The organism is Brucella pseudintermedia, assembly GCF_008932435.1.
Taxonomy (GTDB): domain Bacteria; phylum Pseudomonadota; class Alphaproteobacteria; order Rhizobiales; family Rhizobiaceae; genus Brucella; species Brucella pseudintermedia.
Genome location: NZ_WBWE01000015.1, coordinates 63602 through 79218 on the forward strand (window position 1 = coordinate 63602; position 15617 = coordinate 79218).

Sequence of the window (15617 nt, forward strand, 5' to 3'; positions counted from 1 at the left end):
GGAAAACGCTGGCTTTCCGCCCTCTCCGCACCCTCGAACATCATACCGACTAAAGCGGGTCGGAAGATGAAGGCAGCTCCTTGCTGTCCTGCGTTCTGTCGCGATGGATCACGGCGCGGCTGAGCAGCATGAGCGTTACCGGCGTTGTGACAACCACAAAGACGGTAATGACCACTTCATGCAGAATCGGCTTCGATTGCAAGATGGAGAAAAATATAATCGACGCGATCAGGATGCCGCCCGCCCCGAACGACGAGCCGAGCGTGGGAGCATGAACACGCTCGTAAAAGCTTTTGAAGCGGACAAGGCCGATGCATCCCACAAGCGTCAGGAATGCCCCGCCGAGCAGAAAAAACGAAATGACAATAGCGGCCCAGACAGGAATTTCGCCGGCATTGATCATTCGATCACCTCCCCGCGCATGAGGAATTTGGACAGCGCCACGGTAGCAACAAAGCCCAGAAGAGCGATAATCAGCGCCGCTTCGAAATAAATGATGCTGCCCGTGCGTATGCCGAATGTAATCAGGAGCAGCAACGCGTTGAGGTAAAGCGCATCGGTCGCGAGAATGCGATCCTGCGCGCGCGGCCCGACCAGAAGCCTGTAGACCGCGCAAGCCATGGCGCCGAGAAGCATCAGTTGGGCGGCAAGCAGGGACCAGAAGATGATGACTGCGCTCATGCGGATTTCTCCCCCTCGATGAGGTCGGCGGCTGTGAATATCTTGATGAGCCTTTGCTCATACCTTCCCTTGATCGTATCCCGCCACGCCTGCGCATCGTCCAGATCAAGCACGTGAATCGTCAACTCGCGCCTGGCGGCGTTATAATCCACCCATGCCGTACCCGGCGTCGCAGTGATTATGCAGGCGAGAACGGCAAGCGCGGTCCGGTTTTCCAGATCGAGCTGGATAACGACGAAGCCCGGACGCCGCTTGCGCTTGCGCGACAGGATGATCCCCGCAACGGCAATATTCGAGTGCAATATGTCATAGCTCATGGCTCCAAACAGCCAGAGCATCGTCGGGATCGAGCGAATATGGTTCTTCTGCGGCTGCAAGGCCGTCATGATCAGGCACGCAGCGATGGCGATGATCGCGCCGAGCAGGAGCTGTGCCCGTGTAAAGCCATTCAAAAGCAGCCAGAACAAAAGCAGCGAGGCGAACAGAAGCGGGTAAGGAAGGATTTTCTTCACTGTGCCTCCTCCGTTTGCATGCCAGCACGCGGCGCATTGAGAACACTGCTGATATAGGATGCGGGATTGTGCAGCGAACGCGCCGTTTCATCCATGTAGCGCATCGCCGGACCGGCTGCGATCGTCAGCGCGAGACAGATTGCCAGAAGTCCCGCAATCGGGACGACTTCGCGCACGAGAACGCGCGGCACATTGCCTTCGAGCGAAGCCCAGAAGGTGCGGATGCCGGTGCGCGTCATCGCGATAAGCGCCGACAGTCCGGACAGGAGGATGAGCGCGACCAGTGTCCAGCTCGCCGGGCTGACAGGCATCGCGAGCTGCGGTGTCGGACCGTCACCGTTGAAGACGGCTGCAAGGATAAGGAACTTTGCAATGAAGCCCGAAAATGGCGGAAGGCCGATCAGCAATATGGCGCAGATCCCGAAGAACGTGCCAAGGACTGCAAGCGTTGCCGGCAGCACGGCACCGATCTCGTCTTCCTCTTCTTCCTCCTCATCGTCACCATAGGCTTCCATGGTAACGGCAAGAACGTTGGCGGCCGCGTCCTGCCCGCGTTCGATCAATTCGATGAGCAGGAAGAAGGCTGCAATGGTGAGCGTCGAACTGACCATGTAGAAAAGTGCGGCACCCGTCATGGCGGTGTTGCCGCTGCCGATAGCGGCCAACAAGGTGCCGGAGGATACAAGAATGCTGTAGCTTGCGAGCCGTCCCATCGCCTGCGATGCGACGACGCCAATCAGGCCGAAGGCAAGCGTTACCATCCCGCCGAAATAAAGCCAGTCGTTGCCGAAGCCATAGGAGGAACCTGCGCCGATGCCGAACATCAGCGGCGACAGGCGCAGAAGGACGTAGATACCGACCTTGCTCATGATGGCGAAGACCGCCGCAACCGGTGCCGCTGCTGCCGTATAAGTCGGGGCGAGCCAGAAATTGAGCGGCCACATGCCTGCCTTGACGAGAAACGCTACACCAAGAACCGCCGCGCCTGCCTCAAGAAGCATTCGATCTTCGGGTGCGACCTGCGAAATCTTCTGCGCAAGATCGGCCATGTTCAACGTGCCGGTAACCCCATAGATCAGGCTGACGCCGATCAGGAACAGTGATGAAGCAACCAGATTGACAGCGATATAATGCATCCCGGCCTTTACACGGGCGGGACCGGACCCATGCAGCGCCAGACCATAGGAAGCAGCCAGCATCACTTCAAAGAACACGAAAAGGTTGAACAGGTCGCCGGTCAGGAATGCACCGTTCAGCCCCATCAGCAGAAGCTGGAATATCGTATGGAAATGCGGACTGGCTTTGTGCCAATGGGCAAGCGCGAAGCTGAGCGACGCCATGCCAAGCAGGCTCGTCAGCACCAGCATGAGGGCCGCGAGGCGATCCAGCACCAGCACGATGCCGAATGGCGCTGGCCAGTTGCCGATCAGGTAAACCAGGGCGTCGGGCGCCTTCTCGCTCGCCATGCCTGCAAGCGTGATGGCAATTGCGATCAGCCCCAGGGTGGAGATGGAGTTGATGGCCATCTTAAGCTTGCGCTTGCGTTCATCGAACAGCAACAGCACAGCCGCCGTGAGGAGCGGCAGGACGATTGGTGCGACGATGAGATGTGTTTTCCAGTCTAACATCAGTTCTCCTTGCCGTCCACGTGGTCCGTACGTGTCAACCCGCGTGAGGCGAGCAGCACGACAAGGAAAAGTGCGGTCATTGCGAAGCCGATGACGATTGCAGTCAGCACGAGCGCCTGCGGCACGGGATCGGTATATTGCGTGGCCTGAACATCGACACCGCTATCGAGCACAGGAGCTGCATTGGTGCGCAGACGCCCCATCGAGAAGATGAAGAGATTGACGGCGTAGGAAACCAGCGACAGGCCAATCGCCACCTGAAAGGTGCGCGGGCGAAGAATGAGCCACACGCCGGATGCCATCAGCACGCCGATTGCCAGAGCAAGAACGAGTTCCATCAGTTCTCCTCCTTCGTTGCGGCAAGCTTTTCGACACGGTGTTTGCGGAGTGATTGGTGCGCGAGAGCGATCAGAACGAGGACTGTGGCGCCGACCACGAGGGTAAAGACACCAAGATCGAACAGCAGCGCGCTGGCTGTCGGCATTTTCCCGATATGCGGTATTTCAGTATACTGGAAAAAGGTTGTGAGGAACGGATAGCCGAAGAACCACGATCCAGCGCCGGTTGCGCCGGCCAACAGCAGGCCCATCCCTATCCAGCGCAGGGGCAGGATGCGCAGGCGATCCTCCACCACGCGCGCGCCAGAGGCCAGATATTGCAGCAGGAAAGCGATTGCGAGCGTGATACCCGCCGCAAATCCGCCGCCCGGCAGATCGTGGCCACGGAGGAAGAGATGCACTGCCAGAACGACGATCACCGGGAAAAGCCATTGCATGATGACGGACGGCACGGCCAGATAATCGGCCAGCGTTTCACCTGCCTTGCGGTCGGGCGCTGCCTCGTCATAGGCGTCCTGAATTTTTTGCTGGGCTGTCGATCCGGTTGTATCGGGCGCAGGACGGAAACGCCGCAGCAGCGCAAAGACCGTAAGACCGACAATGCCAAGGACCGCGATTTCGCCAAACGTATCAAAAGCGCGGAAATCCACCAGAATGACATTCACGACATTCTTGCCGCCGCCGCCTGAATAGGCGTTTTCGAGGAAATAGTCGCCGATGCTGCTGGGCGAGAGGCGCGTCATGACAGCATAGGCGATAACGGCCACCCCCGCACCGCTGCCGATGGCAAGCAGGAGATCGCGATAACGGCGGATGCGAGGACCGATCTGCACCGGAAGCGGATCGGGATCTTCCCAACGCTTCGGCAGCCAGCGAAGCCCAAGCAACAACAAAACGGTAGTGACGATCTCGACCAGCAACTGGGTCACCGCAAGGTCGGGTGCGGACAGCCAGACGAAGGTAATGCAGGTGGTGAGCCCTGCCCCGCCCAGAAGAATGAGGGCGGCCAGCCGGTGAAACTTCGCCTGATAGGCCGCGCCGATGGCGCAGGCTCCGCCGAGTATCCAAAGCCCGGCAAAGATCGGGCCAACTGGCTGCGGCCCAAGCGAACCGGACTGCAATCCGGCGGCGAAAATCGGCCAGGCAGCGGCAAGCACGGCCACTGCGACCACAATGCGGAGCTGCGGCTGCAGACGGCGCGTGCTGAGAAAAGCTTCCGCCTTGCGCGCCCAGTTCCACGACAGCGTCACCAGAACGCGCTCGAAAATGCGCTGCCCCTGCAAGTGCCGGAAAAGCGGTGGACCGTCTTCGCTCGTAGCGAGATAATTCTTCAGCATCCAGTGCAGGAGAATGCCGCCGATCATGGCTACGATACTCATCATCAGCGGCAGGTTGATACCGTGCCAGACCGAGAGACTGTATTCCGGCGTGGCCTGGCCCAGCACCGACAGCACGGCCGAATGCAGGAACGGCCCGATGGACAGTCCCGGAATGATGCCGATCAACAGGCAAAGCAGGACCAGAAGCTCGATAGGGCGACGCATCCAGTGGGGCGGCTCGTGCGGCTCGTGTGGCAGATCATGCGGCGGCGGCCCGAAGAATGTCGAATAGATGAAGCGTACCGAATAGGCGACGGTGAAGATGCCCGCGATGGTGGCCACGTAGGGCGTTATAGTGTCGAGCCAGGACGCCATGTGGGTTTCGACCGCCTCGGCGAAGAACATTTCCTTGGAAATGAACCCGTTGAGCAGCGGCACGCCAGCCATGGCCGCGCTCGCCACCATGGCGAGCGTCGCCGTATAGGGCATGGGACGCAAGAGCCCGCTCAGCTTGCGCATATCGCGCGTGCCGGTTTCATGATCGATGATACCCGCGGCCATGAAAAGCGATGCCTTGAAGATCGCATGGTTGACCATATGGAAGATCGCTGCGACTGCCGCCAGCGGACTGCCAAGGCTGAGCAAAACGGTAATCAGGCCGAGATTGCTGATGGTCGAATAGGCGAGCAGGCCTTTGAGGTCCTGTTGGAAAACCGCAAAGAAACTGGCGATCAGAAGCGTGATCAGGCCAGCCGAACCGACGATCCAGAACCATTCTTCCGTTCCGCTGAGAACCGGCCACAGGCGGGCGAGCAGAAAGACGCCAGCCTTCACCATGGTCGCCGAGTGCAGATAGGCCGAAACGGGCGTCGGCGCTGCCATGGCGTTCGGAAGCCAGAAATGAAAGGGAAACTGCGCGCTTTTGGTGAACGCGCCAAGCAGGATCAGGATGAGCGCCACGCTGTAGAGCGGATGCGTGCGAACGAGATTGCCCGCCCCGAGAACCTTGTCGAGATCGTAGCTTCCAACGATATGCCCGAGGATCAGAACGCCTGCCAGCAGGCAGAAGCCGCCGATGCCGGTCACGGTCAGCGCCATGCGCGCACCATCGCGGGCGCTTGCATTGTGATACCAATAGCCGATCAGCAGAAATGAGAAGATGCTGGTCAGTTCCCAGAAGACCGCAAGCAATATCAGATTGCCCGACAGGACCACGCCAAGCATCGATCCCATGAAGGACAAAAGGAACGAGAAGAACCTCGGCACCGGGTCTTCAGGCGACATGTAATAGCGCGCATAAATGACGACCAGAAGGCCGATGCCCGTTATAAGCATCGCGAAAAGCCAGGCAAAGCCGTCCATCCGGAAAGTGACGTTGAGTCCATAGGCCGGCAACCACTCCACGGTGCCGCGAAGCACCTTGCCGTCCGACACAATGGGATAAAGGCTGGCGGTGACGATAAAGGCGACAAGCGCAATCGCTGCCGTAAACCAAGCCGAACCGCTACGATCCGCCCCCCTGAATAGTCCGGTTATGGCGCTGCCGAGAAATGGTAGAAGGACAAGCAGGAAAAGCATTCTGCCGTCCATCGTCATGCGCCACAGGCCTCCTAGCCGAAATCAAGGTTGATCCGAAGCAGGCACCGCTCAAGAAAACAGCAACAGAATCGCTCCGGCAAGTTGTAGAGAGGAATCATATGTTCCGATGGCGTTATTATGACGGGCCACGGAACATTATGGCAATAGCTTTCAATGGCTTATCGCGCGGATTTGAATCTTTTTATGGTTTCTCTCGGCAAAAAATCTATAATTTATCACTTGCTGTGAACCACGATGGCTCACAATCGGAGAGAGCACTCCGAAAATCTTTCAGCCGAATGACATAATCTTATCGGAAGATCGTCGCAGGAATGGCTTCTGAGGAAGTTGTTATCCTTCAAGCAAAATCCCCGACAGCCGCTCCGCCTGAACGCGAATATCCGGTACGGCTGTGACCTCCCAGAATGCGCCTTTCGTAACCGGTCCGATAGCGAAGAACGGACCGGATGGCTCGCCTCGCGCGTTGAGAAGCTGAAGGTCGCGGGTAACGTCCAGCCCCAGATCGAGCGCATCCGGGCGAGCCAAGCCATGCTCCATGAGGCCGATCAATGCCGCGTTGCGGGTTGTCGAGAAACGCGAGTTGCCGCCACGGCAATCAATGACAGCCGCCACATGCAGCTTCTCGAATTTTTCGCTACGCCGCGGACGATAGCGGATTTCCATCCCTCTCCCTTCGACGCGCACCGAAACGAGATGACCCGCTGCGATTTTGAGCTGTCCGGTATCCGTTGCAGATTCGATACGATCCGCCACAGCGGGCGCCATTCGATGACGATGGACATCCCACCATGGGCGAAGATGCCGTAGAAAACTGCGGCGCTGGGACGTCGGCAATCCTGCCCATATATGCTGCGTGTGCGGGCGCAGACCGTCCATCACACCGCGCCAGCCGAAGCCCGATTTTTCTGCTTCCGCCATCATGCCGCGCACGCGCCGAATGAGCTTGGAAAGCCCGAGCGATACCGGAAGATCATCCGCGGCAACCGGATAAACTTGCGCGGGGGCGTGGCGGGCAGGTAGAAGCCCGCGACGGGAAATGGCATATATTTTCGCACGGTGTCCGCTATCCAGCAATGACAATACGCTATCGACCATTGAAAGGCCGGTACCGAATATCGCCACGGGCGCATCTGTCGGCACATCGAAATAGCCGTTACTTGACCAGTATTCCGTAATCTGGCTAGCGGATTTCGCAATGGCGGCCTCGTTGCCCGTCGCAAGAATGACGGCATCGGCCACAAATGTTTCGCCGGTTTCGGTAACAACAGCCGGCCTGCCAGCTTTTAGCGCCACATCAACGACGCCAGTTCTCTCAACCGTCAGTCGCCGATCGCCAGCGGAAAGATCGGGCTCGATCAAATGTTTTAGATAGGAGCGGTAGAGTTTACGCGGCGCAAAACTGTGCGGCTCCCAACTGCCGCTGTTCGTCTGCAACCAGTTGAAGAAGTGATCCGGTTGATCGGGAAACGCACTCATATTGCTGGCGCGCACGTTAAGCAGATGGCTGGGATTCTCGGTCGCATAAGCTATCGCCGCTCCTAACCTGTCGAACCGTTCGAAAATTCGCACGGTCGATTCCGGCGAACGCCGGAGCAATTGTGCAGCCAGAATGATGCCGCTTGCCCCGGCGCCGATGATGATAAATGACTTCAAACTTTCGTGACCTCATCCCATTTACCGACGACACCCCGAAAAGAGCGTCGTCAAAGTTCGCCCCGTAAATCTCACTATTTTTGTTAGATTCCAACAAAGAGCCGCTCTTGTAAACCCTTCAAAACCGGGAAGATTGCTGTGCGAACAGTGCGCTATTAACCCGTGTTCGTTGGAAATCTGCGATGGGAAAGTAAACAGTCACGTGAAACTGGCCGCATATCATTGACAGTGTGTTTCAGAAACATGGGCTGGCTTCCCCTGCACGAATAGCACTATCTAGCCACCATCACCCAACAGGTTGCCTTCGAAAATTCCCAAGCCGGACAGCCTGCCAGACCGCTGAAACACAGGACCCAGTCATGAATAATTCCCTGCTGAATTCCATTAAGAAGCGCCGCACGCAGTATGCTCTGGGCAAGTCTCTTCCGCTGTCGAACGAAGAGGTTGCCGAGTTGATCCGCGAGGCGGTCAAGCACACACCTTCCTCGTTCAACTCGCAGAGTTCGCGAGCCGTAATCCTGTTTGGCGCCGAGAGCGACAAGCTCTGGAACATTGTCAAGGAAACGCTGCGCCAGATCGTGCCAGCCGACGCTTTCGCGCAGACGGAAGCCAAGGTCGACAGTTTCGCTGCCGGTGCCGGTACGGTTCTGTTCTACGAAGACCAGAATGTCGTTAAGGGCCTTCAGGAAAACTTCCCGCTCTACGCCGACAACTTCCCGGTCTGGTCCGAACAGTCGGGCGGCATGGCACAGCATTCGGTCTGGACCGCACTGGCCAATGCAAACATCGGCGCGAGCCTCCAGCACTACAACCCGCTGATCGATCAGGAAGTTGCCCGGACCTGGGACGTTCCGGCCTCGTGGAAACTTCGCGCCCAGATGCCGTTCGGCTCGAACGAACAGCCCTTCGGCGAAAAGGCTTTCATGGACGACGCCGACCGTTTCAAAGTCTTCTTTTAAGCGTGCATCGCCTTGAAAAAAAGAGCCGGAGGAGTTTCCTTCGGCTTTTTTCAGCATCAATCTTACGAAGCAGGTGATTCTTCGAAACCAGACTGTCGAGCGTCACCATCTCTAGAGCCGTCTGCGACGGAGCGGGTTTCTTCAACATGATCCAATGAATCACAAACCCTGAACAAGGCCAAGGGTTTGTCAGCAGTCTGACCCGGGCTTGCTGCCGGACCTTTTTTTATTCCGCAACTGCGCGATAAGCAGACTGCGGCAATACGAAAGGCACACCCCTTTCGGGCGGAACGCCCACTCGCAACGAGCATTCATAGACACGTTCGAGCCGTTCATCGGTCAGCGCTTCACGGGGCGTGCCTATGACGTCAAGCTTGCCCTTGCTCATCACTGCGACACGATCGGCGAACATGGCAGTCAGGTTAAGGTCGTGCAGGATCGCGATCACTCCACCGCCTGCCGCCGCAAAATCCCTCGCGATCTCCATCACCACGATCTGATGGCGAATATCGAGGCTTGAAATCGGCTCGTCCAGAAACAGATAACGCGCCTCGCCGTCCACGACCGGCTTCCAGACCTGACATAGGACGCGGGCAAGCTGCACGCGCTGTTGCTCTCCGCCGGAAAGCTCCTGATAGAGCCGTCCGCCGAAACCGGCAAGATCAACCCTTTGCAAGGCAAGATCAGGCAACCACTTTTCTTCATTACGTGAAACGCCGCTATAGCCACCTGTAAGCCCGATCTTTACGATCTCGCGAACCGTGAAGGGAAATGACAAGGCGCTCGCCTGCGGCAGCACCGCCCGCCGTGCTGCCATTTGCCACGGCTTGATTTCGGCGAAGGATTGGCCGTCCAGACGGGCTATTCCCGTATAGGCGATGTCACCCGAAAGCGCACGCAGCAGCGTCGTCTTGCCGGAGCCGTTTGGCCCGACGATCGCCGTCACCTCGCCCGGCTTGGCGGAAAAGCCGATGTCGCTGATGATGTTTTTGCCCGACAGGCTTACGCTCAATGAATTTGTTTCAATCATGATCGCCTCACAGATCGAGCAGGCCGCGCTGGCGCAGCAATATCCAGAGGAAGAACGGCGCCCCGAAAAGCGCTGTGATGATGCCGATAGGCAATTCCGCCGGAGCCACGAACGTGCGGCTTACCGCATCCGCCAGCAGCAGAAGAGTAGCACCCAGCAGGGCCGATGCTGGCAGCAGATAGCGATGATCCGGACCGATCCCGAGGCGCAGCATATGCGGCACCACGATACCGATAAAGCCGATCCCGCCGGCGACGGCGACGGTCGCACCGGTGGCGGCGGCAACCGTAACGATGGCGATGCTCTTGATGCGCTGCACCTGAATGCCGAGATGGCCAGCGGCAGCTTCTCCAAGAGCCAGCGCATTGAGCCCCCGCGCCAGCAAGGGCGATACCACCAGAACAGCAGCAATGATCGGACCTGCGGCGCCAATCTTCGCCCAGGTGGAACCGGCAAGTGAGCCCAGCCCCCAAAAGGTCAGGTCGCGGAGTTGGCGGTCATCGGCAAGATAGATAAGTCCGCCGGTCGCAGCACCTGCCAGAGCACTCAGCGCAATGCCAGCCAATAGCATGGTTGCAACAGAGGTTCGTCCTCGTCGTGTCGCGATACGATAGAGCAGAAAAGTGCTGCAAAGTCCGCCCAGAAATGCGGCCAGCGGCAGCGCATAGACGCCAAGCATGGTAATGACAGGCGCAAGAATCGTGCCTCCCAGAACGATCATGGATACCGCGCCAAGGCTCGCTCCCGCAGAAACGCCGACGAGACCCGGATCGGCCAGCGGATTGCGGAAAAGGCCCTGCATCACCGCACCGGAAACGGCGAGCCCCGCCCCTATCAGCATACCCATGACGATGCGCGGCAGGCGGATTTCCATGATGATCAGATGATCGCGCCGAAAAGCATCCGCGCCCTCGGCTCCGCCGGAGGTCAGGGCGCGCAGAACCGAAAGCACGGATGCATCCGAAGCGCCAGCCGTTAGGCTGAAAAGAGCAGCGATGCACAAGGCTACCGCAAGCAATATGATGGTGAGCCGCGCGCGTGCTGCGCGATCTCCCGTGACATTTTCTGGATGACGCGCTGCAATGCGCTGTTCGCGCGCCACGCGACCTTGGATCGTCATTTCGAATTATCCTTGCAGGCAGGCTCGCGCTTGAACCAAGCAAGCCTGACCATGTTATTGCCCCGCGGGAGCGCCATAGAGTTTTGCCGACAGGTCACGAATGGCAGCGCCGGTTCGCGGGCCGAAACCCAACAGATAGGACGCCTCCATCGACACGATGTTGCCGTTACGACCCGCTGGCGTTCCCGCGATAACCGGATTCTTCATGAGCGATTCCGCCGTCATCCCATCCGCACGTGTATCCATGATCAGGACCATGTCAGGCGCGGCCTTTTCAATGGCCTCATCGGTCAGTTGCTTGTATCCATGATACTCGCTGATGACGTTTTCACCGCCGGCAAGCCTGATCATGCCATCAGCCGCAGTGCCAGTGCCAGAGGCCATCATGCGCCCTCCCGGAGCCGACAGCACGAAAAGCACACGCTTGCGGGGAGTATATCCCGCAGCGGCCTTTTCAGCCGCTTCAATATCACGAGAAACTTCGGCGGCGAGTTCCTTGGCCTTGTCTTCTTGACCGAGGGCTTTGCCCACGATCTCGATTTTCCTGACGACGCTTTCGCCTGTGAAAGCCTCCGGCACGACAATCATCGGCACGGACGCTTTTTTCAGAACATCGAGCGTATCCTGCGGGCCACTTCCTTCGAGGAGCAAAATGCCGGTCGGATTAACCGAAAGAACGCCTTCGGGCGCAAGCTGGCGCATATAGCCGACATCGTGCAGCTTCTTCACGTCCTCGGGATAAACGCTCGTCTGGTCACGTCCGGCGAGCATCTTTTCCGCGCCGAGAGCATAGACTATTTCCGTCAGCGACCCGCCAACGGAAACGATGCGCGACGTGTCGGTGAAATGATCGACCATCTCGGCGCGCGCGGAACCAGTTGCCAGCGACAAAGCGACAGCGACCAGAGCGGCCCCATGCCTGAATCGCAATGAAATGAACGACATCGCGGCCACCCTATGCAGCCGACGAGTGCGGCAGACGCGGAAGATTTTCCACGATCATGCGCCAGTCCGCCAGTTCCGCTTCGCCTTCGTGACGCTCACCGAAGAACTGAACGATCAGTTCGCCCCTGGCATCATAGGCTTCAAGCGATGTGACATGACCGTCCTTCGTCGGCTTGCGCACGACCCAGACATCAGCGATGTGATCGAGGCGCAGATGCATATGGAAAGTCGGGTCCAGCACGTTCAGCCACGGGCCCATCATCTTGATCTCGTGGATCGGCCCCGTATGAATCTGGATGCAGCCGCGGCTGCCGACAAAACACATGATCGGCAGCTTTTCCTGCACCGCATGGTTCATCATGGCCTCGACCGACGACGTATCGACCCGCCACGCGAAATCGTGACCGGCAAGATGCACGGCCTGATGCCGGTCAACCCCGAAATCCTTCAACAGCCCCACGAACTGATGCACGTCGGTGAGAGCGCCCCAGCGCTCGCGGAATGCGTCGATATCGAGCAGCGACACATCCGCCTTCGGCCCCTTGGGAGCGAGGATGCTTGTTTCGATGACCGGGGCCTGATCGCCTAACAGCATATCTGCAACGAGCGCCTCATAGGCTTCAACATTGGAAGCCGGGCGCAGGTGAATTTTGAAAACTGCCTCGCCGGTTGCGTCGAAGAATTGCAAGCTGCGGCGCGTGGCCTCACCATCCTGTTTGGCGACGGCAAAACCGTGCACCCAGTGTTTCGGGAAAATGCGAAGGTCGATTTCCTTGCCGAGCGCCAGCGAAGCATGCGCGCCCCAGACGGTCTTTTCAAAAGGGCCGATCTTTTCATGGACCACGCTTTCATTGCGTGTCAGCGCCATGATTTCCCCGACAGATGCGATGCGGTTCAAGAGCATTTCGACATCGGCGCGAATGCGCCGAGCCGAAATCGGCATCGTTTCCGGCTGCCCGCAATGTGCTGCAACAAAATCGGCTTCTGATATACCGAGGAACTGCGCAAAATCACGTTCGCGCATTTTCGGATTATCAGCCCGTGCCTTGAGAATCTCCTCTGGGGAGGGCTTGGTATGGGTCGTCATCTGATGTTGCCTACTTGTTTAGGATGAGCTTGCCTTGGCGGGTGATCTTAAGGCGATAGAGCGAGCCGCCATGCTCTATGCCCACTTCCCGGGAGCCGTCGAAAAGTTCGCGGCTACCATAGGTTTTCAGTCGCGGCTCAAGCGCGCTCTCGCTGAAGCAAGATTTTGTCTGAACCGGAATAGATCCGTTCGAATCGCTGTGAAGCTGGCTTTCGGAAATGCGATTTGCGGCGCGTTCGGAAACGGGTCCGCGCGGCAAACGCACCTGCATGTCGATATGGATTCGCCTGTTCATTTTCTCGCCTCAGCATCGACTTTCCGCATGGTGATGGCAGCAAATTTGTTTTGTTGACATCAATACTCATGTTTATTAATCACTGCATTACTGGAATAAACGAGTCAAGTTTAAATCTCGTTTTTTCCACGCAAGCCAGGGAGATGCTTTCTTCCCAGCCAGCACGCGGCCCTTCTCTTGAGGGGGAAGTCATAAACAATTGAAATTTTTCAGTTTCTTCGCTGTCCAGGGGACTGGCGAAGCGTGTCTGGTCATGAAGGAAACATTGGAAATGCGGGCGACTGGTGGGGTTCAAAGAAGGTCATTCAAGGCGAGCACGGGGCTTGCCGTTATTCTGGCGGCAATGACGTCACAGGCATTGGGGCAGGAGCAGAAAAGTCCCGAGGAGGAAGCCGGCGTTGCGCTGAAAACAATCACCATTCGCCGGCCGAACGATGCGCAGGTGCCGACCGCCGTCCCCGCGCCCATGGGCAAGGTGAGCCGCGAGGAGATCGATCGCTTCGGTGGCGCGAAACTCGACGATGTGCTGCGCGGCACCGCAGGCGTCTTCACCCTAGAGAGCGGCTCCAATCCGGGCGTGGCCGTCAATATTCGCGGCTTTGAAGGTTCCGGCCGCGTCAACATGATGATCGACGGGGTGCCGCAGAACTATCGCAACACCGCGCATGACGCGCAGGGCTACGCCTATATCGACCCCAACCTGCTGTCGGAAATTGATGTGGCGCGCGGCGCTGTTACGACCGAAGGCGGCACCGGGCTTGCCGGCAGCGTGAATTTCCGCACACTGGGCGTCGACGATGTCATTCTGGACGGCAAGGACAAGGGCGTTCTCGGCCGCGCATCCTGGGGCAGCAATGGCACCGGCTTCTCCGAAATGCTGGCGGGTGCGGCCCGCGTCAATTCCATCGGGCTTGTTGCCGCAATCAGCCGTCACGATTCCAACGACTACAAGAACGGCGACGGCGTTACTGTCGAGAAGTCCGGCGAGGAACTGACCTCCGGGCTGTTCAAGGCTGAGTTCGGCCTTGGCGAAGATCAGAAGCTGACGCTTGGCGGCGTTCTCTACAACAACCATTATGGGTCATATGCGGCGGGCTACCGTCCGGGAACCTATACGACCTACGATATGTTCCTGCAGAACCGCACGTTCTTTGCACAGTATAACTACAATCCGTCCGACAACGATCTCATTGGCATCGATGTCAACCTCTACCACAACAGCACATTGCAGAACTGGGTGGATGGCAATGGCAGCTTCGTGGGCCGGCAGATTTCGACCGAGACCACCGGCATGACCGCCTCGAACACGTCGCGCTTTACTTTTGGCGATGTGGCGGTCGCGTGGAAAAACGGCTTTGAAGTCAATCGCGACAATGCGGGCGGCACCAAGACCGGCGTCAACCCGACCGATGCCAACTCCAATCGCGGCGCGGTGTTCTCGGAGGCGACCTGGAATTATCAGGCCCTGCAAGTCGTTACCGGCTTTCGCTATGATTACTTCAAGCTCGAAAGCGAAGACAGTGCCATTTCGAACAGCGACAGCGAGTTCAGCCCCAAGGTCACCGTTGCCTATAACCTGACCGACTGGCTGCAGCCGTATATCACCTATGCGCATTCCATGCGTTCGCCGACCTTGCAGGAAACCTTTCTGGGCGGCGTGGCGCACGCCGGAACAGGCATGATGCACGGCAACCCCAATCTTCGGCCTGAAAAGCAGCGCGGGTGGGAATTCGGCGTCAATATCGCCCGCGACGGTATCCTGACCGCTGAAGATGGCGTGCGTCTCAAGGCCAATTACTACACGATGCGCGTTGAGGACTATATCACGGCTGCATCCGACTATAGCCAGTTCGTCAATGTTGACGGCACCTCGACGGTCAAAGGCTTCGAACTGGATGCGCGTTACGATGCGGGCTTCGCGTTCGGGGGGATTGCCTATACGCATTCCACCTCTGAACTGCCCGAACAGACAGCCGGCATGGGTGCAAACCAATATCTGCCCGAAGATGTCGTGACGATTACCGCCGGTGCGCGCTTCTTCGAGCGCAAGCTCGAAAGCGGCTTGCGTGTCCAGCATGTTTCGAGCGGTAGGACTATCAGCGGAAGCGACACTGATCCTTACACGCTGGTGGACGTCTTCGCGAAGTACAAGTTCACCGACACGGTCGATCTTTCGCTCCAGGTGCTCAACATTGCCGACAAGGAATATACCCCTGCCCTCAGCACTTACGGTTCTGGCCGCGGACGCACTTTCCTCGTCGCGACCCAGTTCCAGTTCTAGAAACTTCGGGAGGCGTTTTCGCCTCTCTCTTGAGATCGTCACCTCTGCCAGGGCCGGCCAACCTGACCGCGGGCGGCCCCTGATCCCGAGATGTGACGCGGCGAGTGCAGCCCCTACCGCTGCACTCGCCGGAACTTATATTGTGAGAGCATTCCGCGTTGGACTTTCCG

Annotated in this window: 14 protein-coding genes; 2 read left to right on the forward strand and 12 right to left on the reverse strand. The window is 58.2% G+C overall.

What is annotated here, in order from left to right; all coding sequences use genetic code 11:
- Positions 1 to 49: 49 nt before the first annotated feature.
- The 7 genes from mnhG to F9K78_RS18735 all read right to left on the reverse strand — a co-directional run bounded on the left by mnhG (position 50) and on the right by F9K78_RS18735 (position 7730).
- Positions 50 to 403 carry a monovalent cation/H(+) antiporter subunit G gene (mnhG, locus tag F9K78_RS18705; RefSeq protein ID WP_121981540.1) on the reverse strand — a complete coding sequence of 118 codons (354 nt, stop codon included), beginning with the start codon at positions 401 to 403 and terminating at the stop codon, positions 50 to 52.
- Positions 400 to 681, reverse strand: a complete 282-nt coding sequence (locus tag F9K78_RS18710; protein WP_109988767.1) for a K+/H+ antiporter subunit F — start codon at positions 679 to 681, stop codon at positions 400 to 402. The genes mnhG and F9K78_RS18710 overlap by 4 nt, the downstream gene beginning before the upstream one ends.
- Positions 678 to 1193 (reverse strand): Na+/H+ antiporter subunit E, encoded by a 516-nt coding sequence (locus tag F9K78_RS18715; RefSeq protein ID WP_121981541.1) that lies wholly within the window; start codon positions 1191 to 1193, stop codon positions 678 to 680. The genes F9K78_RS18710 and F9K78_RS18715 overlap by 4 nt, the downstream gene beginning before the upstream one ends.
- Positions 1190 to 2821, reverse strand: coding sequence for a monovalent cation/H+ antiporter subunit D (locus F9K78_RS18720; protein ID WP_121986472.1), 1632 nt, complete (start codon positions 2819 to 2821; stop codon positions 1190 to 1192). The genes F9K78_RS18715 and F9K78_RS18720 overlap by 4 nt, the downstream gene beginning before the upstream one ends.
- Positions 2821 to 3159 carry a Na+/H+ antiporter subunit C gene (locus F9K78_RS18725; RefSeq protein WP_121981542.1) on the reverse strand — a complete coding sequence of 113 codons (339 nt, stop codon included), beginning with the start codon at positions 3157 to 3159 and terminating at the stop codon, positions 2821 to 2823. Before F9K78_RS18725 ends, F9K78_RS18720 begins: the two co-directional genes overlap by 1 nt.
- On the reverse strand, positions 3159 to 6074 hold the full coding sequence (locus F9K78_RS18730) for a monovalent cation/H+ antiporter subunit A (RefSeq protein ID WP_151682541.1): 2916 nt from the start codon (positions 6072 to 6074) through the stop codon (positions 3159 to 3161). Before F9K78_RS18730 ends, F9K78_RS18725 begins: the two co-directional genes overlap by 1 nt.
- Positions 6075 to 6407: 333 nt before the next feature.
- Positions 6408 to 7730 carry an FAD/NAD(P)-binding protein gene (locus F9K78_RS18735; RefSeq protein WP_121986474.1) on the reverse strand — a complete coding sequence of 441 codons (1323 nt, stop codon included), beginning with the start codon at positions 7728 to 7730 and terminating at the stop codon, positions 6408 to 6410.
- Positions 7731 to 8089: 359 nt separating this feature from the next.
- Between F9K78_RS18735 and F9K78_RS18740 the strand changes: the two genes are divergently transcribed.
- Positions 8090 to 8689, forward strand: a complete 600-nt coding sequence (locus tag F9K78_RS18740; RefSeq protein ID WP_121986475.1) for a nitroreductase family protein — start codon at positions 8090 to 8092, stop codon at positions 8687 to 8689.
- A 226-nt stretch (positions 8690 to 8915) separates the two neighbouring features.
- Here the strand turns inward: F9K78_RS18740 and F9K78_RS18745 are convergent, their stop codons facing one another.
- From F9K78_RS18745 to hemP, 5 genes are read right to left on the reverse strand one after another with little or no spacing between them, the layout of a single operon-like run.
- A complete protein-coding gene (locus tag F9K78_RS18745; RefSeq protein WP_121986476.1) occupies positions 8916 to 9719 on the reverse strand; it encodes a heme ABC transporter ATP-binding protein in 804 nt (267 codons plus the stop codon).
- A 7-nt stretch (positions 9720 to 9726) separates the two neighbouring features.
- Entirely contained in the window at positions 9727 to 10839 is a 1113-nt protein-coding gene (locus F9K78_RS18750; RefSeq protein WP_121986477.1) for a FecCD family ABC transporter permease, read from the reverse strand.
- 54 nt (positions 10840 to 10893) lie between these two features.
- Complete coding sequence (locus F9K78_RS18755; protein ID WP_121986514.1) at positions 10894 to 11784, reverse strand: heme/hemin ABC transporter substrate-binding protein; 891 nt, start codon at positions 11782 to 11784, stop codon at positions 10894 to 10896.
- 10 nt (positions 11785 to 11794) lie between these two features.
- Positions 11795 to 12871 carry a hemin-degrading factor gene (locus F9K78_RS18760; protein ID WP_121986478.1) on the reverse strand — a complete coding sequence of 359 codons (1077 nt, stop codon included), beginning with the start codon at positions 12869 to 12871 and terminating at the stop codon, positions 11795 to 11797.
- A 10-nt stretch (positions 12872 to 12881) separates the two neighbouring features.
- Positions 12882 to 13052, reverse strand: coding sequence for a hemin uptake protein HemP (hemP, locus tag F9K78_RS22290; protein WP_376903695.1), 171 nt, complete (start codon positions 13050 to 13052; stop codon positions 12882 to 12884).
- Positions 13053 to 13365: 313 nt separating this feature from the next.
- Here hemP and F9K78_RS18770 point away from each other — a divergent pair, with 313 nt between their 5' ends.
- Complete coding sequence (locus tag F9K78_RS18770) at positions 13366 to 15447, forward strand: TonB-dependent receptor domain-containing protein (RefSeq protein ID WP_121986480.1); 2082 nt, start codon at positions 13366 to 13368, stop codon at positions 15445 to 15447.
- Positions 15448 to 15617 lie beyond the last annotated feature (170 nt).

What these genes read in the sequence shown, in the direction of transcription:
- mnhG (WP_121981540.1), bottom strand. Translation starts at nt 403, where the DNA reads ATGATCAATGCCGGCGAAATTCCTGTCTGGGCCGCTATTGTCATTTCG.
- F9K78_RS18710 (WP_109988767.1), bottom strand. Translation starts at nt 681, where the DNA reads ATGAGCGCAGTCATCATCTTCTGGTCCCTGCTTGCCGCCCAACTGATG.
- F9K78_RS18720 (WP_121986472.1), bottom strand. Translation starts at nt 2,821, where the DNA reads ATGTTAGACTGGAAAACACATCTCATCGTCGCACCAATCGTCCTGCCG.
- F9K78_RS18725 (WP_121981542.1), bottom strand. Translation starts at nt 3,159, where the DNA reads ATGGAACTCGTTCTTGCTCTGGCAATCGGCGTGCTGATGGCATCCGGC.
- F9K78_RS18730 (WP_151682541.1), bottom strand. Translation starts at nt 6,074, where the DNA reads ATGACGATGGACGGCAGAATGCTTTTCCTGCTTGTCCTTCTACCATTT.
- F9K78_RS18740 (WP_121986475.1), top strand. Translation starts at nt 8,090, where the DNA reads ATGAATAATTCCCTGCTGAATTCCATTAAGAAGCGCCGCACGCAGTAT.
- F9K78_RS18745 (WP_121986476.1), bottom strand. Translation starts at nt 9,719, where the DNA reads ATGATTGAAACAAATTCATTGAGCGTAAGCCTGTCGGGCAAAAACATC.
- F9K78_RS18750 (WP_121986477.1), bottom strand. Translation starts at nt 10,839, where the DNA reads ATGACGATCCAAGGTCGCGTGGCGCGCGAACAGCGCATTGCAGCGCGT.
- F9K78_RS18755 (WP_121986514.1), bottom strand. Translation starts at nt 11,784, where the DNA reads ATGTCGTTCATTTCATTGCGATTCAGGCATGGGGCCGCTCTGGTCGCT.
- F9K78_RS18760 (WP_121986478.1), bottom strand. Translation starts at nt 12,871, where the DNA reads ATGACGACCCATACCAAGCCCTCCCCAGAGGAGATTCTCAAGGCACGG.